Origin of the sequence: Acidovorax sp. SDU_ACID1 (genome assembly GCF_045291395.1) — a bacterium.
Lineage (GTDB): Bacteria > Pseudomonadota > Gammaproteobacteria > Burkholderiales > Burkholderiaceae_C > MR-S7.
Genome location: NZ_CP152342.1, coordinates 3,875,743 through 3,894,064, shown reverse-complemented (window position 1 = coordinate 3,894,064; position 18,322 = coordinate 3,875,743). Strand labels below are relative to the sequence as shown.

14 protein-coding genes are annotated in these 18,322 nt (G+C 67.6%); 10 read left to right on the top strand and 4 right to left on the bottom strand.

All coding sequences use genetic code 11. The features are described from left to right. Positions 1-49: 49 nt before the first annotated feature. Together AAG689_RS19105 and AAG689_RS19100 are read right to left on the bottom strand one after the other, a co-directional pair. A complete protein-coding gene (locus AAG689_RS19105) occupies positions 50-2,311 on the bottom strand; it encodes a TonB-dependent receptor (protein WP_406623331.1) in 2,262 nt (753 codons plus the stop codon). Between the two features lie 219 nt (positions 2,312-2,530). Continuing rightward, positions 2,531-3,838 (bottom strand): amidase, encoded by a 1,308-nt coding sequence (locus AAG689_RS19100; protein ID WP_406623330.1) that lies wholly within the window; start codon positions 3,836-3,838, stop codon positions 2,531-2,533. A 164-nt stretch (positions 3,839-4,002) separates the two neighbouring features. Between AAG689_RS19100 and AAG689_RS19095 the strand changes: the two genes are divergently transcribed. The 10 genes from AAG689_RS19095 (at position 4,003) to AAG689_RS19050 (ending at position 15,424) form a co-directional block, all read left to right on the top strand. Continuing rightward, entirely contained in the window at positions 4,003-4,815 is an 813-nt protein-coding gene (locus tag AAG689_RS19095) for an IclR family transcriptional regulator (protein WP_020228872.1), read from the top strand. A gap of 288 nt (positions 4,816-5,103) precedes the next feature. Further along, positions 5,104-5,877, top strand: a complete 774-nt coding sequence (locus tag AAG689_RS19090; RefSeq protein ID WP_406623329.1) for an enoyl-CoA hydratase/isomerase family protein — start codon at positions 5,104-5,106, stop codon at positions 5,875-5,877. Positions 5,878-5,924: 47 nt separating this feature from the next. Further along, positions 5,925-6,986 carry an ABC transporter substrate-binding protein gene (locus AAG689_RS19085; RefSeq protein WP_024001532.1) on the top strand — a complete coding sequence of 354 codons (1,062 nt, stop codon included), beginning with the start codon at positions 5,925-5,927 and terminating at the stop codon, positions 6,984-6,986. Between the two features lie 15 nt (positions 6,987-7,001). Next, positions 7,002-8,057 (top strand): ABC transporter ATP-binding protein, encoded by a 1,056-nt coding sequence (locus tag AAG689_RS19080; protein WP_406623328.1) that lies wholly within the window; start codon positions 7,002-7,004, stop codon positions 8,055-8,057. Positions 8,058-8,077: 20 nt separating this feature from the next. Beyond that, positions 8,078-9,826, top strand: coding sequence for an ABC transporter permease subunit (locus AAG689_RS19075; protein WP_406623327.1), 1,749 nt, complete (start codon positions 8,078-8,080; stop codon positions 9,824-9,826). After that, positions 9,826-11,349, top strand: coding sequence for an AMP-binding protein (locus tag AAG689_RS19070; protein ID WP_406623326.1), 1,524 nt, complete (start codon positions 9,826-9,828; stop codon positions 11,347-11,349). Before AAG689_RS19075 ends, AAG689_RS19070 begins: the two co-directional genes overlap by 1 nt. A 139-nt stretch (positions 11,350-11,488) precedes the next feature. Next, positions 11,489-13,453: a molecular chaperone HtpG gene (gene htpG / locus AAG689_RS19065; protein WP_406623325.1), complete on the top strand. Its 1,965-nt coding sequence runs from the start codon at positions 11,489-11,491 to the stop codon at positions 13,451-13,453. A gap of 42 nt (positions 13,454-13,495) precedes the next feature. Then, complete coding sequence (gene xrtH / locus AAG689_RS19060; RefSeq protein ID WP_406623324.1) at positions 13,496-14,041, top strand: exosortase H; 546 nt, start codon at positions 13,496-13,498, stop codon at positions 14,039-14,041. Next, positions 14,038-14,736: an exosortase H-associated membrane protein gene (locus AAG689_RS19055; protein ID WP_406623323.1), complete on the top strand. Its 699-nt coding sequence runs from the start codon at positions 14,038-14,040 to the stop codon at positions 14,734-14,736. Before xrtH ends, AAG689_RS19055 begins: the two co-directional genes overlap by 4 nt. Next, entirely contained in the window at positions 14,729-15,424 is a 696-nt protein-coding gene (locus AAG689_RS19050; protein WP_406623322.1) for an ankyrin repeat domain-containing protein, read from the top strand. The genes AAG689_RS19055 and AAG689_RS19050 overlap by 8 nt, the downstream gene beginning before the upstream one ends. A 10-nt stretch (positions 15,425-15,434) precedes the next feature. On the opposite strand, the gene AAG689_RS19045 is transcribed toward AAG689_RS19050, so the two are convergent. Together AAG689_RS19045 and AAG689_RS19040 are read right to left on the bottom strand one after the other, a co-directional pair. After that, positions 15,435-16,463, bottom strand: a complete 1,029-nt coding sequence (locus AAG689_RS19045; RefSeq protein ID WP_406623321.1) for a serine/threonine protein kinase — start codon at positions 16,461-16,463, stop codon at positions 15,435-15,437. Between the two features lie 37 nt (positions 16,464-16,500). Next, positions 16,501-18,255 carry an InlB B-repeat-containing protein gene (locus AAG689_RS19040; protein WP_406623320.1) on the bottom strand — a complete coding sequence of 585 codons (1,755 nt, stop codon included), beginning with the start codon at positions 18,253-18,255 and terminating at the stop codon, positions 16,501-16,503. Positions 18,256-18,322: the final 67 nt, after the last annotated feature.

Sequence of the window (18,322 nt, the reverse complement as noted above, 5' to 3'; positions counted from 1 at the left end):
AGGGCCTGCGGCGGGGCTTGGTCACCCTTGGAGTTTGATCGCGGTCAGATCAATACGTGAACTTGAGCGACGCGACCGCCGAGCGGCCCGCACCCATGCCCGCGTAGTGGGCCGCGTAGGCGGTGTTGTAGTAGACCTTGTCGGTCAGGTTGTACAGGTTGACCTGCAGCGACAGGTTCCTGTTGAAGGCGTAGCTGGCCATGGCGTCGTAGCGCACATAGCCGGGCGTGCCCTTGCGGATGAGCGAGCGGTTGCTGCTGAACGAATAGCCGCCCACCACCTCGCTCTGGCCGAAGGCGCCCACGCCGAGGGTGAGCTGGGGCGTGACCTTGTAGCTCGTCCACAGGCTGAAGCTGTGCTTGGGCGTGTTGGGGAAGGCCTGGCCGTTGGCCGCGCTGGGCGTGCAGGCGCCGCCGCCGCGGGGGCAGGAGGTGCCGGCGTTCTTCTGTTCGCTGTCCATGTAGGTGTAGCCGCCGAACACGTCCCACAGCTTGGTTACGCGGCCGGCGAAGCCCAGCTCCAGGCCGTTGACGACCTTCTCGCCGGCCATCAGCACCTGGCCGAGGGCGTCGGTGATGCGGGCGTTGGTGGTCTCGTTGCGGAAGAGGGCGGCCGTCAGCGACAGCTGCCGGTCCATCACGTCCCACTTCGTGCCCAGCTCGAAGGAGCGGGTCTTCTCGGGCTTGAGCGCATCGGCGTTGATGACGCTGATGGCCTGGTCCTCGCTACCCTGGCCCACGGCGCCGCCGCCGGGCTTGGACGAGGTGCCCATGCTGGCGTACAGGCTCGCGTTGGGCTGCAGCTTGTAGACCACGCCGAGCTGGTAGTTGAGCAGGTTGTCGTCGTACTCGTAGGCGCTGGTCGCGTTCCACTGCTTGGTGCGGTAGTGGTCGTAGCGCAGGCCGGCGTTGACGAGCCACTGCGGCGTCAGCGTGATCGTGTCGAAGGCGTACAGCGCGGCGGTGTTCGCCTTGTATTGCGTGACGGCGTTGTTGCGCACCATGTGGCCCGTCCACGGGTCGTTGCCGTTGGGGCTGTACAGGCTCGTGCACATGTAGGGCGACAGGCCCGTCACGCACTGGTTGGTGTTGGCGATGTCCTTGCCGTCGGCGCCGACCATCTTGTAGCTGTCGAGGTCGGACTCCTCGCGCGAGAGTTCCAGGCCCACGGCGAACTGGTGCTTCACGTCGCCGCTGAAGGCCTGGCCGGTGAACTCGGTCAGGTTCTGCAGCGTCTTGTTCTCGGCGTAGCGCGAATTCATGCGGCGCCACACCTTGCCGCCCGCCACGTTGCTCTGGCTGTCGTCGGGCTGCGTCCAGACATAGTCCTGCGTGCCCTTGCTCCAGCGCGTGGCGTTGCGGATCTTGTTGGTGTCGCTGAACTTGTGCTCGATGGCGGCGGTGAACATGTCGCTCTTTTCCTTGCGGAAGTCGCGCGCCTTCAGGCCGTACCAGTTGTCGCGGTTGCCGCCGTAGGTGGGCTTGACGAAGGTGGGCGAGGTCAGCCCGCTCACGTTGCCCATCGCGTACGGCACGCCGGTGTCGGGCATGTCGTCGCTGGTCATGTGCTCGTAGGCCAGCGTGATCTCGGTGGCCGTCCCCATGCCGAAGGTCACCGTGGGCGCGATGCCCCAGCGCTGGTTGTCCGGGCCGTTGCGGCCGGGCACGTCGGCGTCGTGCGCCATCGCGTTCAGGCGAAAGCCCACGGTGTCGCCCAGCTTGCGGTTCAGGTCGACCGTGGCGCGCTTGTAGCTGTCGGTGCCCAGGCCCACGTCGCCGCTGATGAAGTTCTCGTTCTTCGCGCGCTTGGTCTGCATGTTGATGCTGCCGCCCGCGCCGCCGCGGCCCGCGTAGGCCGAGTCGGAGCCCTTGACGACCTCGATGGCCTCGATGTTGAACACCTCGCGAGAACGCGCGCCGATGTCGCGCATGCCGTCCACGAACAGGCTGCTCTGCGAGTCGCTGCCGCGCAGGAAGGGCCGGTCGCCCACGGGGTTGCCGCCCTCGCCCGCGCCGAAGGTGATGCCGGGCGTGGTGCGCAGCGCCTCGGTCAGGCTGGTGGAGCCGGTCTGGCGGATCACCTCCTCGTTGATGACCTGCACCGTCTTGGGCGTATCGAGCAGCGGCGCGGTGAATTTGGAGGAGGGCGCCTGGTCCACCTTGACGGGCAGGTCGGCCGTGTCGGTCACCGTCACCGTGCCCAGCGTGGCGTTTTGCTGCGCGAAGGCAGTAGTGGCGGCAAAGCACAACCCGGCGGCCCAAGCCACGCGGGTCAGCTTCGCCGGAGGGAGGCTGTGTTGGATCTCTTGCATATTCGCTCCGTTGAAGACGGTGCGAATTGTTGTTGCAAATCAGAATCGATTGTGTTCTGGTGGTCGAAAAACTGCAGTAGTGTTTTGGTGGTACTACGAAATATCAAAAAAGAGAGCTGCCTGCGCCTGCCAGCCAAGGATTTCAGATCCATTTCGATCTGAACCCCCATAGCGACAAGCGCGAGCAGCTCCTCTTTTTGATGGATGGCGGTCAGGCGGTCAGGCGGCCAATGCTGGCAGTCCCTGCAGCGCCGCGCCGATGGCCAGCAGGTCGCGGTCGCGCCCGCGCCGGCCCACGACCATCAGCCCTGCGGGCAGGGCGCCGGCAGGCTGCGCGATCGGCAGCGACAGCGCGGGCAGGTCGTAGAAGTTGAACACCGAGGGGTTGCGCAGCGCCAGCAGGTTGGTCCGGATGAACGCGGCGTCGTCGCGCAGCGCCTCGATGGCGGGTGCGACGAAGGGCACGGTGGGCAGGACGAGGGCGTCCACGTCCTCCAACTGCGCGTCCAGCGCCGGAAGCAGCGCGGCGCGGGCCTGCAGCATGCCCACGTAGTGCGCGGCGGCAATGGCTTCGCCGCCGCGGATGCGGCCCAGCACCAGCGGGTCGATGGCCTCGGGCGCCTGCGCCAGCACCGCACGGTGGATGTGCGCGGCCTCGGCGGCGGTGATCGTGCCGCGCTCCTGCACCTGCGCGGGCGCGCCCAGCCACTCGTCCAGCGCCATGTCGCGCACACGGGCGCCGGCGGCCGAGATGGCGGACAGCGCGGAGTCGAAGGCCTGCTGCACGGTGTCTTCGGTCTGCGCGAACAGCAGGCCGCGTGGCACGCCCAGGCGCAGCCCGCCCACGCTGCGCGCGGGCAGCGGCGTCCATTCGCAGCCCGAGAGCACGGCATCGGCCTGCGCGCAGTCCTGCACGCTCGCGGCCAGCGGGCCCACGGTGTCCAGCGTGAACGACAGAGGGTAGGCGCCCGTGCGCGGCACGCGCGCCTGCGTGGGCTTGAAGCCCGTGACGCCGTTGAGCGCGGCGGGGATGCGGATGGAGCCGCCCGTGTCCGAGCCGATGGCGATCTCGGCCATGCCGCGCGCCACGCTCACGCCCGCGCCGCAGGACGACCCGCCGGGAATGCGCGCGCCGTCGCGTGCGTTGCCCGGCGTGCCGTAGTGCGGATTGATGCCGATGCCGGAGAACGCGAACTCGGTCATGTTGGTCTTGCCGATGACCACCGCGCCCGCGGCGCGCAGGCGCCGCACGGCCAGGGCATCCTGCTCCGCCGGCGGGGCGCTGCGCAGCAGGGCGGAACCCGCCGTGGTGGGCTCGCCGGCCACGTCGAACAGGTCCTTGACGGAGACGATGCGCCCGTCCAGCGGGCCCAGGGCGATGCCCCGGGCGGCGCGGGCGTCGGCCGCCTCGGCGGCCTGCAGCGCGGCGTCGACATAGACGCGGGTGAAGATGCGGCGGCCTTCGTCGCCGGCCGCTTCGATGGCGGCCAGGGCCTGCCGGGTGCGTTGGGTGCTGGAAGAGGTCATGGGCGGAACTGTAAGGCGGTGCCGGTAAGATAGCTGCAGCGCAAGTATTCCCGGCGCCTGCACGCTGGATATGGCTCTTGTGTTATTTGAATGAGATAATAAAATATCTTATTAAAATAATTGATGTCTGCCATGAGCGCTGTACCCCGGAAATCCCCCGTACCGTGTCCAGAAAAGCGGCGCCAGCCGCAGAGGGCGGCGCCGTCCTGGCCGATGCCAGGGAGTCGACGCTCTACGTGAATTCGGTGGAGAAGGCGCTGCAGGTCATGGCGGCGTTCGGGCCGCAGCGCAAGCAGCTCACGCTCACGCAGATCGCCGCGCATTCGGGCATGGACATGAGCACCGTCCAGCGCTTCACCTATACGCTGGTGGCCCTGAACCTGCTGCGCAAGGATGCGAACACCAAGCTGTACGAGCTGTCGCCGCGCATGCTGGACTTCGGGCACCAGTACATCTCCGCCAACGACCTGGTGAGCCAGGCCATGCCGTTCCTGCAGCACCTGGCGATGGAGACGGAGGCGGCGGTGAACCTCAGCATCCTCGACGGCACGCAGATCGTCTACCTGCAGCGCATCGTGAGCCGCTACGTGCTCTCGCCCGAGCTCATCGTGGGCACGCGCCTGCCGGCGTACTGCACCTCGTCGGGGCTGGCGATGCTGGCGGCGCTGCCGCCCGAGGAGGCCGAGGACATCCTGGACCGCTCGGAGCTGGTCAAGTACACGCGCCACACGGTCACCGAGCGCGGCCAGATCCTGGCGCGCCTGGACACCATCCGCGAGCTGGGCTATGCCCACGTCGAGGACGAGATGTACCTGGGCGACATCGCCATCGGCGTGGCGATCACGAACTCGGACAAGCGCGCCGTCGGGGCCATCAACATCGGCGTGGCCCGGCCGCAATGGAAGGGCGAGGCGGACAAGGAGCGGATCTCCTCGCTGCTGATCGCCGCGGGGCGGGCCATCTCCAGCCGCCAGTAGCCGGCGGCGCCGCGCGGCGCCCGCTCTCTTTCCAGCCAGGGTGGCGCAACGCCACCCTGGCTTTTTTGTTGCCCGCGCGACGCTGTTCGAGCCAAATCGGCCTCCAGCGCTTATCCAGAAAGCGCGAGCAGCTAGCAATCCAATAGCAAATGCCTTCCATGGCCCCGTTGCCCTTCGTGGCGCGCGGGGACCTCCAGCTTGCACTCCATCGGGTTTACACCTATATTTCATTGCAAAGAATATTTTTATATTTCATCGCAATAGTTTTTTATCAAAGGAGTGCGCAAGATGTCCCAGCAGTTCAAGTTCATCGAAGTGGAACAGCACGACGTGGTCGGGCTGATCCGCCTCAACCGGCCGGAAAAGCTCAACGCCTGGACAGGGGCGATGCGCGAGGAAATCATGCAGGCGCTCAAGGCCTTCGACGCGGCCGAGGGCACGCGCGCCATCGTCATGACGGGCGCGGGCAACCGCGCCTTCTGCGCGGGGCAGGATCTGTCGGAGGCGCACGGCTTCGACGTCGAGGGCTCCAAGGTGTGGATTCGCACCTGGGAGACCTTCTATGACGTGATCCGCAGCCTGGGCAAGCCGCTGGTCTTCGCGCTCAACGGCACGGCCGCGGGCTCGGCTTTCCAGACCGTGCTGCTGGGCGACGTGCGCGTGGGCCACCCGGGTGTGCGCATGGGCCAGCCCGAGATCAATTCGGGCATCGCCAGCGTGACGGGGCCGTGGATCATGAACCTGATCCTGGGCATGTCGCGCACCATCGAGCTGACGCTGACGGGCCGCCTGATGGAGGCGCAGGAATGCCAGCACATCGGCGTGCTGCACCACGTGGTGCCCGAGGACCAGGTGCTGCCGCGCTCGCTGGAGATCGCTCGCGAGCTGGGCGCCAAGCCGCCTGTCGCCATGCGCCTGGACAAGCAGCGCTTCCGCGAGATGACGGAGGCCAGCTTCCGCGAAACCATCGACGCCGCCATCCGCTTGCACGCCGAGTCCTACGCCACCGGCGAGCCGCAACGCATGATGGAAGAGTTCTTCGAGGCGCGCAAAAAGCACTGACACCGTCCCGCACGTCCCTTTTTTCCTGGCATCGATTGGAGCGAATCATGAGCAAACCCCTGAACCCCATGCGCCGCCGTGAACTGCTGCAGGCCGCCGGCGGCCTGGCGCTGGCCGGCGCGGCCCCGCTGGCCCTGGCGCAGGACAAGAAGATCGTGGTGTCCGACCCGGGCGGCCCCTACACCGCCGCGTACCGCCGCGCGTTCTACGACCCGTTCGAGAAGGCCACGGGCATCAAGGTGATCAACGTGGCGCGCGAGGCGCAGCCGGTCGCCCAGATCAGCGCCATCGTCAAGTCCAAGAACTACATCTGGGACGTGACCACGCTCACGCTCTCGGCCGACATTCCGTACCTGGAGTCGCAGAACCTGTTGGAGCCCATCGGGCTCAAGGCCGCCGATTTCCCGGACGTGATGCCCGAAGCCATCACCGCCAACTGGCTCGGCGTGGACATCTACTCCACCGTGCTGGCCTACCGCACCGACAAGTTCAAGGACGCGGGCCCGAAGAACTGGGCGGACTTCTGGAACGTGGAGAAATTCCCCGGCCGCCGCAGCCTGCGCCGCAGCCCCATCGACACGCTGGAGCAGGCGCTCATGGCCGACGGCGTGCCCGTGGACAAGCTCTACCCGCTGGACATCGAGCGCGCGTTCAAGAGCCTGGAGAAGATCAAGAAGCACATCAGCATCTGGTGGACTTCGGGCGCGCAGGCCATGCAGGCGATCCAGAACGGCGACGTGGACATGATCTCCACCTGGAACGGCCGCGCGCAGACCGCGATCGAGAACGGCGCGCCGGTCAAGATCGTCTGGGACCAGGGGCTGTATTCCATCGAAGGCTGGGGCATTCCACGCGGCACGCCGCGCGCCGAGCTGGCCAAGCAGTTCGTGCGCTTTTGCGCCGACGCCAAGCGCCAGGCCGCCATCACCGCCGACCTGGCCTACGGCCCGACCAACCGCCGCTCGTTCGACTCCATCGATCCCAAGCGCGCCGAGATCCTGCCCAGCGCCCCGGCCAACATCCGCAACATGGCGCTGCCCAGCCCCGAGTGGTGGGCCAAGAACCGCCAGGCGGTGACCGAGCGCTTCAACAACTTCATCATCTCCTGACGCACGCGAGGCACCATGTTCAAGCTGGAGACCGCCGGCCTGGCCAAGCGCTACGGCGAAACCGATGCCCTGCTGCCCACCGACCTGCAGGTGCGCCCGGGTGAGTTCCTGACCCTGCTGGGCCCCTCGGGCTCGGGCAAGACCACGCTCTTGATGATGATCGCGGGCCTGGTCGCGCCCACCGGCGGCCAGCTCTTGATCGACGGCAAGGATGCCACCTACGCGCCCCCGGGCCAGCGCGGCATCGGCATGGTGTTCCAGAGCTACGCGTTGTTCCCGCACATGACGGTGCGCGACAACGTGGCCTATGGCCTGCGCATGCGCAGAACCGGCTCGCAGGACATGGCCCGCCTCGTGGACAACGCGCTCGACATGGTGAAGATGCGCGAATACGCCCACCGCTACCCCAAGGAGCTGTCGGGCGGCCAGCAGCAGCGCGTGGCGCTGGCGCGCTGCTTCGCCTACAGCCCCTCGGTCATCCTGCTGGACGAGCCGCTGGGCGCGCTGGACAAGAAGCTGCGCGAGCACATGCAACTCGAGATCCGCCGGCTGCACCAGGAGCTGGGCGCCACTTTCATCTACGTAACCCACGACCAGGAAGAGGCGCTCACCATGAGCGACCGCATCTGCCTGATGAACCACGCGCGCATCGAGCAGATCGGCACGCCCGTGGAGCTGTACGACGAGCCGGCCACGCGCTTCGCCGCGGGTTTCATCGGGCAGTCCAACCTGCTGGCGGGCGCGCTGGAGCAGGCCGGCAGGTTCCGCGCGGGCCAGCACCTGATCCCGGTGCCGGCGGAGCAGGGCGCGGCCGCGCCCGAAGGGGCCGTCTCGCTGCTGGTGCGCCCCGAGGCCGTGGAGCTGACCGCGCCCGAGCAGGGGCTGCTGCAGGGCGAGATCTCGGAGGTGGTGTTCCTGGGCAACGAGGTGCGCGTGCTCGTCGCGTTGCCCGAGGGCGCGGGCCACACCGAGACCTTCATCGCCCGCTGCGGCCGCGAGCGCCAGCCCCGCGTGGGCGACCGCGTCGGCCTGCGCTGGGAGCTGGCACGCTCGCGCGTGCTGCACCGCTGAACCGGCCAGGAGACATTCCCATGCAGCTCGCCAGTTCCGCTCCGGCCCGGCCCGCCTCCGCCGCAAGGCGCCTCGCCGTTCTCTGGGCGCCCGCCTTGCCCGCCATCGCCTTCCTGGCGGTGTTCTTCGTGGTGCCGGTCCTGCAGATCCTGCAGGGCGGGTTCTTCACCGAGACGGGCACCTGGGACGCTTCGCAATTCCAGCGGCTGATCACGGCCCCCGTGTACGTCAAGGTGCTGTGGACGACCTTCGGCATCTCGCTGGCCACCGCCGTGCTGTCGGTGGCGCTGGGCTACCCGCTGGCGTACTGGCTCGGCATGATGACCGAGCGCTCGCGCGGGCGCTGGGTGCTGTGGATCATGCTGCCGTTCTGGACCAGCTACCTCGTCAAGACCTATGCCTGGATGCTGCTGCTGTCGCGCACCGGCCTGCTCACCACGGTGGCATCTGCGCTGGGCCTGACGGGCGAGAGCGGCGCGCTCGCGCCCTCGCTGCTCGGCGTGCTGGTGGGCATGGTGCATGCCATGCTGCCGCTGGCCGTGCTCACCATCATGCCCACCATGCAGGGCATCAACCGGCAGCTCTCCAGCGCCGCCGAAATCCTCGGCGCGGGCCGCGCGACCAACTTCCTCACCGTGTTCTTCCCGCTGTCGCTGCCGGGCGTGGCGGCGGCCGGGCTGCTGGTGTTCATCACCTGCCTGGGCTTCTTCATCGTGCCCGCGCTGCTGGGAACGCCGCGCGAATCCATGATCGCGCAGCTCGTCATCTCGTCGGTGCTGGAGCTGGTGGACATGCGCTTCGCCGGCGCGCTGTCGATCGTGATCCTGCTGTGCTCCATCGTGGTGTTCTACGTGTACGACCGGCTGGTGGGCCTGACCTCGCTGGCGGGCGAGGCCAGCCAGCGCAACACCGGCGGCCCCGGCTGGGCCATGCGGCTGCTCTACGTGCTGGGCGGCGTGCTCGACAAGGTGTTCGCCGCGGGCAGCCTGCGCGCGCGCCGCGCCGGCGTGCTGGCCGGCTACTGCATGGCGGCCGTGGGCTTCCTGGTGCTGCCCATCCTGATCGTCATCCCCATCGCCTTCACCCGCACGGCCGTGGTGGCGTTCCCGCCGCAGCTCTTCAGCCTGCGCTGGTTCGTCGAGTTCATCGAGTCGCCCGTGTGGCAGGCCGCGATGGTGCGCTCGCTTGCGGTGGGCGCGGCCACGGCGGTGCTGGCTGTGGTGCTGGGCTTCGGCGCCACCTACACGCTCACCAAGGTCTCGGGGCGCTGGGTCAAGCCGCTGTTCGCGCTGTTCGTCGCGCCGCTGATCGTGCCGCGCATCGTGGTGGCCATCGGCCTGCTGTATCTGTTCGCCAGTTTCGGCATGACGGGCAGCGACCTGGGCCTGGTCATCGGCCACACCATCCTCGCCATTCCCTACGTAGTGGTCACGCTGTCGGCGGGCTTCCGCCAGTTCGACTGGCGGCTGGACGATGCGGCGCGCATCCTGGGCGCGTCGATGTTCGGCCGCCTGCGCACGGTGCTGCTGCCGCTGCTGGCCGGCAGCATCACCTCGGCGCTGCTGTTCGCGTTCATCGTGTCGTTCGACGACCTGACCATCGCCATCTTCGTGAGCGGCGGCGTGAACACCACCCTGCCCAAGCAGATGTGGGACAGCATCCAGCTCGCGGTCACGCCCACGCTGGCGGCGGTCTCCACCTTCCTGGTGCTGCTCATCACCGTGATCATCTTCGCCTCTTCGTACCTCAAGACCAAAGGTAGCCGCTAATGTCCCGCTCTCCATACCTTCCCCAGCGCGTCGAGAACGACCAGCTCGACGTGGCGCCGCTGCTGTACGCCGGCCTGGCGGGGAACGACCCGCATGCGCCCATCGAATACGAGGGCCAGCCGCTTTCGCGCGCGCAGCTGCGTGCCGACGTGGCGGCCTTCCAGCAGTGGCTGCGCGCCCAGGGGCTGGTGCAGGGCGACCGCGTGGCGGTCATGCTGAACAACTCCGTCCAGCACATCGCGCTGATCTATGCCCTGGTGCTCTCGGGCCTGACCTGGGTGCCGATCAATACGCGGCTGCGCAGCGCGGGCCTGCGCTACCTCTTCGAGCACGCCAGGCCCCGGCTGGCGGTGGTGGACGGCGAATTCGAGCCGCTGGTGCGCGAGCAGCCGCTGCCCGGCGTCGCCATCGCCAACCTGGCGCAGGTCGATCTTTCGGCGGCCGGACCGCTGGAGCACGTGCCCAGCCAGGGCGGCGACATGCTGTGCCTGATCTACACCTCGGGCACCACGGGCGCGCCCAAGGGCGTGGTCTTCACGCACCGCATGATGCGCATCGCCACCGAGGCGGCGTTGCTCGTGGCGAACATTCGCGACGGCGACCGCGCATTCCTGTGGGAGCCGCTGTGCCATATCGGCGGCGCGCAGATGCTGCTGGTGCCCTTCCTCGCCAAGGCCACGTTGCTGGTGGTGGACCGCTTCTCGGCCAGCCAGTTCTGGCAGCAGTGGCAGGACAGCCGCGCCACGCATCTGCACTACCTGGGCGGTGTGCTCGACATCCTCATGCAGATGCCCGCCAGCAGCATTCCGCCCGGCGCGCGCATCCCCACGGCCTGGGGCGCGGGCGTGGCCGCGAGCAATTGGCAGCCCATCCGCGAGCGCCTGGGCTGCGAGCTGCGCGAGTGCTACGGCATGACCGAATGCTCCAGCTTCGCCACGCTCAACGGCAGCGGCAAGCCCGGCTCCATCGGCAAGCCGCTGCCCTGGATCCGCCTGCAGCTGCTGGACGAGAACGACCAGCCCGTGCCCGTGGGCGCCGCGGGTCAGATCGTGCTGGAGAGCGACCTCGAAGGCGCCTTCCTGCCCGGCTACCTGGACAATCCCGAGGCCACGGCCAAGGCGCTGCGCAATGGCCGCCTGTACACGGGCGACATGGCGCGCCAGGACGCCGACGGTGACCTGTACTTCATCGGCCGCTCCTCGGACAGCATGCGCGTGCGCGGCGAGAACGTCTCGGCCTGGGAGGTGGAGCGCGTGTTCGCCGAACACCCGTGCATCGAGGCCTCGGCCGCCATGGGCGTCAAAGGCGCGGTGGGCGAGCAGGAGATCTTCCTGTACGTCAAGTTCAACGCGGGCCAGGCGGTGGACTGGAGCGAGCTCGTGCAGTGGGCCAGGCCCCGGCTGGCCGCGTTCCAGCTGCCGCGCTACTACGCGGCCATCGAGCGCTTCGACCTCACGCCCAGCCAACGCATCCAGAAGCACAAGCTGAGCCCGGATGTCGGGCAGGCGTGGGCCAGGGCCTGACCGCCGTCCCCTGCGGGCGCCCCGTGCAGGCAATAATCGCAGGCTCTTGAATCGCGCCGCTGCGCCCCCAAGTGCAGCGGCGAACCGGCCGCAGGCGGCCGGCCATCCGTTTCAACCCTCCGTTTTTGCCCGCACACGCATGAGCAACAAGCAACACCATTCCTTCCAGGCCGAGGTCGCGCAGCTGCTGCACCTCGTCACGCACTCGCTGTATTCCAACAAGGAGATCTTCCTGCGCGAGCTGGTCTCCAACGCCTCCGACGCCTGTGACAAGCTGCGCTTCGAGGCGCTGAACGACAGCGCTCTCTACGAAGACCAGCCCAACCTCGAAGTGCGCATCGCCTTCGACAAGGCCGCGCGCACCCTGACCATCACCGACAACGGCATCGGCATGAGCCAGCAGGAGGCCATCGACCACCTGGGCACCATCGCCAAGAGCGGCACCAAGGACTTCATGAGCCGCCTGACGGGCGACCAGAAGGCCACGGCCAGCGAGCAGGGCCAGCTCATCGGCCAGTTCGGCGTGGGCTTCTACTCGGGCTTCATCGTGGCCGACAAGATCACCGTGGAGAGCCGCCGCGCGGGCCTGCCGGCCAGCGAGGGCGTGCGCTGGACGAGCGGCGGCGCGGGCGACTTCGACGTGGAGCAGATCGAGCGCGCGGCGCGCGGCACCAGCGTGATCCTGCACCTGCGCGAGGACGCCGAGGAATACCTCAACGCCTGGAAGCTCAAGCAGATCATCGGCAAGTATTCCGACCACATCAGCCTGCCCATCCTCATGGAAAAAGAGGAATGGAAGGAGGGCGAGAAGGAAGGCGACCCCGGCGAGATGGTCAAGACCGGCGAGTGGGAAACCGTCAACAAGGCCAGCGCCCTGTGGACGCGCCCCAAGAAGGACATCACGCCCGAGCAGTACCAGGACTTCTACAAGTCGATCAGCCACGACTTCGAGAACCCTTTGAGCTGGAGCCACAACCGCGTCGAGGGCAACACCGAGTACACGCAGCTCCTGTATATCCCCGCCAAGGCGCCGTTCGACCTGTGGAACCGCGACAAGAAGGCGGGTGTGAAGCTCTACGTGAAGCGCGTGTTCATCATGGACGACGCCGAGGCGCTGATGCCCAGCTACCTGCGCTTCGTCAAGGGCGTGATCGACTCCAACGACCTACCGCTCAACGTGAGCCGCGAGCTGCTGCAGGAAAGCCGCGACGTGCGGCTGATCCGCGATGGCTCGGTCAAACGCGTGCTCGGCATGCTGGAAGACTTGGCCAAGCACGACAAGCATGAATCGGCCACCGATGCCGACGGCGTGACCGACGTGGTGAGCGAGGAAGACAAGGCCAAGGAAGGCAAGTACACGCAGTTCTACAACGAGTTCGGCGCCGTGCTGAAAGAGGGCCTGGGCGAGGACTTCGCCAACCGCGAGCGCATCGCCAAGCTGCTGCGCTTCGCCTCCACGCAGAGCGATACGCCGAGTGTCGGCCTGGCCGACTACAAGGCCCGCATGAAGGAAGGCCAGGACGCCATCTACTACATCACCGCCGACACGCTGGCGGCGGCCAAGAACAGCCCGCAGCTCGAAGTCTTCAAGAAGAAGGGCATCGAGGTGCTGCTCATGGCCGACCGCGTGGACGAGTGGGCGCTGGGCTATCTGCAGGACTTCGACGGCACGCCGCTGCAGTCCGTCGCCAAGGGGGCGGTGGACTTGGGCAAGCTGCAGGACGAAGCCGAGAAGAAGGCGGCCGAAGAAGCCGCAGAAACCTTCAAGCCCGTGCTCGCCAAGCTGAAAGAAGCCCTCAAAGACAAGGCCGAGGACGTGCGCGTTACCACGCGCCTGGTCGACTCGCCCGCCTGCCTGGTGGTGCAGGACGGCGGCATGAGCACGCAGCTCGCCCGCCTCCTGAAGCAGGCAGGCCAGAGCGCGCCGGATTCCAAGCCCGTGCTCGAAGTGAACCCCGAGCATCCGCTGGTCAAGCAGCTCGATGGCAGCGTACATTTCCACGATCTGGCGCACATCCTGTTCGACCAGGCGCTGCTGGCCGAAGGCGGCCTGCCCGACGACCCGGCGGCCTACGTGAAGCGCGTGAACGCGCTGCTGGTGTAACTAGAGAAGGCGCAGCAGGCGTGTTTGTAGATAATTCTGGCCATGCTGCGCTTCTTCCTGCTTTTCCTCACCCTCCAGTTCACCCTGTTCGGCCTCAATATGCTGAACTGGGTGCAGCAGCACTTCGTGGTGCCGTGGACGACTCTGCTCGCAAAGGTGTGTGCCACCCTGGTGATGTGGTTCGACAGCACCGCCGCCGCGCAGGGCAAGGTGCTTTGGAACACGGTGACGGGCTTCGGTGTCTCCATCGAGGCGGGCTGCAACGGCATCGAGGCATGTATCGTGCTTTTTGCCGCTGTGATGGCATTCCCCGCGGGATGGCGCCATAAGCTGGTGGGGCTGGTCGCTGGATTCGCCGCCGTGCAGGCGCTCAACGTGGTGCGTGTGATCAGCCTGTTTTATATCGGGCAGTGGAGCAAGCCGCTCTTCGACTTCGCGCACGAATACCTCTGGCAGGGCTTGATCATGCTGGATGTGCTCATCGTCTGGCTGCTCTGGGTGCGCGCGGTTGCCAAAGGTTCGCCGCAAGACAATGGCACCCCGCCTGACGAGCCACCGCCGCCCTCGCTGCAAGGGGCGGTTGCATGAGCACGGGGCCGGTTCAGGCGCAGCCCGCTTCCAAGGAAGCATCGAGCCACGGCCGGGCCGTGCTGACGCGCTTCATGGTGTTTTCCGTGGCCACCACCATCGCGCTGATGGCGCTATGGACACAGGTGTCTCCATGGCTGAGCTACCCCGTGGCGGTTCTCTCTGACATCGTTCTCAACCAGACGGCGCCCATGTGGGTGCGGTCGGTGGACGTGCAGCCGGGCCAGATGCTGGTGAAGACGGCCGTAGAAGTGGTTATTCCCAATAGCGGCGGTCGCAAGGCCGCAGCCATCCTTCCGGCGGACCCCGGTCGCCTAGCCTACGGCTTTCCCATTCTCCTGGCGCTGCTGCTGTCGTCGTGGGCCATCATGCGCAGGCCGGGCCTTGTCCAGCGGGCACTGGCTGGATACGCATTGCTGTTGCCGACCCAAACATTCAGCTTGGTGATGTTCGTCCTCATGAATCTGGCTGCGGGCGCTCAGTACGACACCCGCGCGCTACGGGTGGACCCCTGGCAGATCGAAGCCATCGTTTTCGGCTCCCAGGTCGCCACGCTGGTTCTGCCCGCTCTCATGCCCGTGCTGATCTGGCTGTGGCTCGACCGCAAGTTCTTCAACGACGTGATTGTGCATGGTTGGAAGCAGTCGCTCGAAGCCAAGAAGCAGTCTGGCGCCAGCGAAGGTGCGAATGGCTGACAGGCAAATGTGCCACGTCGCGTGGCGCATCGCCTTTGCCGCCGGTCTGGCTTTGGCGTGCATGGCAGCGCCGCATGCGCAGGTGCCCGCCACCGATGCCGGTACTGCGCTGCTGCATGCAGCCCGGGAGGGCGACGCGGGTGCCGTGCGCCGCTTCCTGGCGCAAGGCGCACCCGTGGATGCGCTCGATGCGCATGGCAGCACCCCGCTGCTGTTGGCCACGGCGGGCAACCATGTGGAAGTGGCGCGTTCGCTGGTACTGGCGGGTGCCGACGTGAACCGGCAGAACGACCAGCGCGACAGTCCCTACCTGCTCGCCGGCGCGCGGGGCCGCCTGGAAATCCTGCGCATGACGCTGTCCTACGGCGCCGACCTGAAGAGCACCAACCGCTACGGCGGCACCGCCCTCATCCCCGCCTGCGAGCGCGGCCATGTGGAAACGGTGCGCACGCTGATCGCGGCCGGCGTGGCCGTGGACCATGTCAACCGCCTGGGCTGGACTTGCCTGCTGGAAGCCATCGTGCTGAGCGACGGCGGCCCTCCGCACCAGGACATCGTGCGCCAGGTGCTGGCCGCAGGCGCCGACGTGAACCTTGCCGACCGGGATGGCGTCACCCCGCTGGCGCACGCGCGCCGGCGCGGACAGGTGGAGATGGTGCGCATCCTGTCTGCCGCTGGCGGACGCTGATCAGCCGCATTCACGCATGCAGGGGCTCCTCCTGCATCGCCTCGATCTGCTCGTGCAGCATGTCCACCTGACCGCGCCAGTAGTCGCTGCTGCCAAACCACGGGAAGTTGATCGGGAAGATCGGGTCCTGCCAGCGCCGCGCCAGCCACGCGCTGTAGTGGATCAGGCGCAGCGTGCGCAGCGGCTCGATCAGTGCCAGCTCGCGCCGGTCGAACGGGCGCAACTGCTCGTAGCCGTCCAGCAGCGCCGACAGCTGCGCCGTGCGCTGGCGGCGCTCGCCGGACAGCAGCATCCACAGATCCTGCACGGCCGGGCCGGTGCGCGCGTCGTCCAGGTCCACGAAGTGCGGGCCGCCGCCGTGGCCGTCCACGGGCGTCCACAGCACGTTGCCGGGGTGGCAGTCGCCGTGCAGGCGCAGGGGTACTGCATCTTTCAAGCCAAAATGGCCTCCAGCGCCTGTTTTTAAAGCGCTGGAAGCTATCAATTCAAGAGCGTCGTCGCAGGCCGCGCGCCAGGCCGACTGCTGGTCCATCGGGATCACCTGCTGGGCCAGCAGCCAGTCACGCGGCTCGCGGCCGAAGGCCTGCACGTCCAGCGCCGGGCGGTGCGCAAACAGCCGCGCCGCGCCCACGTTGTGGATGCGCGCCAGAAAGCGGCCCAGCCATTCCAGCGTGTCGAAGTCGTCCAACTCCGGCGTGCGCCCGCCGCGCCAGGGGCTGGCCGCGAACGCGAAGCCGCCGTGGCGGTGCAGCGTGCGCTGCTGCACCACCAGCGGCGCCACCACGGGCACCTCGGCGGCGGCCAGTTCCAGCGCGAAGGTGTGTTCTTCGAGGATCTGCGCGTCGCTCCAGCGCCCCGGGCGGTAGAACTTGGCCACCACGCGGCTGCCGTCCTCCAGCACCGCCTGGTAGACGCGGTTCTCGTACGAGCCCAGCGCCATCAGGCGGCCGTCGCCGTACAGGCCGATGCTGGCCAGGGCGTCCAGCACCAGGTCGGGGGTGAGGGTGGCGTAGGGGTGGGTGGAGGCAGGCGTGGTCATGCCCGGGATTGTCACCGCCGGGCGCGCGGCCCCGCCGTTAAGCGCCGCGCCGGGTGGTCCTCAGGCCCGCCACCGCCGCCAGCAGTAGCGGCAGCAGGGCCAGGCCCCACTGCGACAGGGTCGGGATGGGTGCGGGCGCCGCCGCCAGCCATTTGGCGTACAGCGTGCCTGCCGCATCGGCGGCGTAGGCGCCGCCCGCCGCGTAGTCGGTGCCCGAGCCGTCGGCGGCCGTGTTCCAGCCCGCGAAGGCATAGCCCGCGCGCGCCAGGTTGCCCGCGTTGGTGGCCAGGGTCAGCGGTGTGCCGTGGGTCTTGTCCTGCGCCAAGGGCGCGGTGCCCGAGGTGGCGCCGTTGCCGTCGTAGGTGACGGAGTAGGTGTTGATCGTCCATCGCGCGTAAAGCGCCAGCGCCGCGTTGTCGGTGTACGTGGCACCGGCGGCATAGTTGGTGCCTGAGCCATCGGCGGCGGTGTTCCAGCCCGCGAAGGCGTAGCCGGTGCGCGCCAGGCCGCCGGTGTTCGTGGCCAGGGTCAGCGGGGTGCCGTCGTTCTTGGTCTGCGCCGCTGGCGCCGTGCCCGTGGTGGCGCTATTGGCGTCGTAGGTGACGTGGTACGTGGTGTTCAGCCACCGCGCATACAGCGTCGTGCTGGCGGTGATGGCGAAGGTCGCGGCAGCGGCATAGGTGGTGCCGCTGCCGTCGGCGGCGGTGTTCCAGCCGCCGAAGCTGTAGCCGCTGCGCTGCAGGAAGTTCTGCCCCAGCACCGTGACGCTGTTGCCGTTGTCGTAGGCCCCGGAATCCACGGGCGCGGCGCCGTAGGTCTGGCCGTTGCCGTCGTAGGTGACGGACAGCGGCCTGACCACGGTCACGGTCACGGTGTTGCTGGTGGCCGAGGCGTGGGTGCCGTCGCCCGCCTTGGTGGCCGTGACGCGGCAGGTGCCCGCGCTGGTGCCCGTCAAGGTGTTGCCGGAGACGGTGCACGGGCCGCTGACCACGGTGTAGGAAACCGCGCCCGCGCCCGACCCGCCGCTCGTGCTGAGCACAGACGTACCGCTGGCCACGGGAATGTGCGATGCGCTGGCAGTCAATGTCAGCGCGGACTGGGCGGTGAACGATGCGGAGGTGACGCCGATGTTGAAGCCGCTGTAGACCTCGGGCACCGTCACCTCCCAGGAGATGGACGTGAAGGTGCCCGTGAACTGCAGGGTTCCCATGCCTTCACGGCCAGTCAGGGTGCGACCATGCACTGTCATGCAGCGGAACAATGGTGCGGCATCGGTGAGATGGCCTGTGCACCGCGTATCCTGGCTCAGCAGGGTGAAGTCCTGGTCGAATTTGTAAGCCGAGTTACCGGGAGTCCCGCCCAGGGAGAAGATGGTCATCACGATGTTGGTAACGGGCCGGTCGAAAGTCAGCGTATGCCGGGCCACTGCGGGCACATACCCGGCCATCGCAAGCATGTTGGCATTGGTGGGCAAGGCCGGAACGTTGGTGCTGGTGAAGGTGTTGGCAGGGGCAGAGCCGCTCCATCCACCCTCATTCCGCCAATAGCCCGGTGGGCAGTCACTGATGGTGTTGCCAAAGCAGCTGAAATTGATGACTTCACCTGTCAGGGTGGTGTTCACGACGGTTGCGTTGTCCGCCAGAAGCAGCGATCCGCTGACGCCGTCCCGGTAGGTGTAGCCCTGCGGCGCATAGCTGTTGGGGTACTGGGGGGCGCTCGGCGCCGTCCAGCTGACCCAATTGACAGTTTGTGCCAGCGCGGCGGCATGGGCCAGCCCCAGCAGAAGCGGCACAGCGCAGATCTGGAGCAGTGTGCGAAACAGTCGGTGCGGCGTGGACATACAAGCGGGTCGGAGTTGG

Excerpts from the sequence above, each read along its gene's own strand:
- AAG689_RS19105 (WP_406623331.1), bottom strand. The coding sequence starts at position 2,311 with ATGCAAGAGATCCAACACAGCCTCCCTCCGGCGAAGCTGACCCGCGTG.
- AAG689_RS19100 (WP_406623330.1), bottom strand. The coding sequence starts at position 3,838 with ATGACCTCTTCCAGCACCCAACGCACCCGGCAGGCCCTGGCCGCCATC.
- AAG689_RS19090 (WP_406623329.1), top strand. The coding sequence starts at position 5,104 with ATGTCCCAGCAGTTCAAGTTCATCGAAGTGGAACAGCACGACGTGGTC.
- AAG689_RS19085 (WP_024001532.1), top strand. The coding sequence starts at position 5,925 with ATGAGCAAACCCCTGAACCCCATGCGCCGCCGTGAACTGCTGCAGGCC.
- AAG689_RS19080 (WP_406623328.1), top strand. The coding sequence starts at position 7,002 with ATGTTCAAGCTGGAGACCGCCGGCCTGGCCAAGCGCTACGGCGAAACC.
- AAG689_RS19075 (WP_406623327.1), top strand. The coding sequence starts at position 8,078 with ATGCAGCTCGCCAGTTCCGCTCCGGCCCGGCCCGCCTCCGCCGCAAGG.
- AAG689_RS19070 (WP_406623326.1), top strand. The coding sequence starts at position 9,826 with ATGTCCCGCTCTCCATACCTTCCCCAGCGCGTCGAGAACGACCAGCTC.
- htpG (WP_406623325.1), top strand. The coding sequence starts at position 11,489 with ATGAGCAACAAGCAACACCATTCCTTCCAGGCCGAGGTCGCGCAGCTG.
- xrtH (WP_406623324.1), top strand. The coding sequence starts at position 13,496 with ATGCTGCGCTTCTTCCTGCTTTTCCTCACCCTCCAGTTCACCCTGTTC.
- AAG689_RS19055 (WP_406623323.1), top strand. The coding sequence starts at position 14,038 with ATGAGCACGGGGCCGGTTCAGGCGCAGCCCGCTTCCAAGGAAGCATCG.
- AAG689_RS19050 (WP_406623322.1), top strand. The coding sequence starts at position 14,729 with ATGGCTGACAGGCAAATGTGCCACGTCGCGTGGCGCATCGCCTTTGCC.
- AAG689_RS19045 (WP_406623321.1), bottom strand. The coding sequence starts at position 16,463 with ATGACCACGCCTGCCTCCACCCACCCCTACGCCACCCTCACCCCCGAC.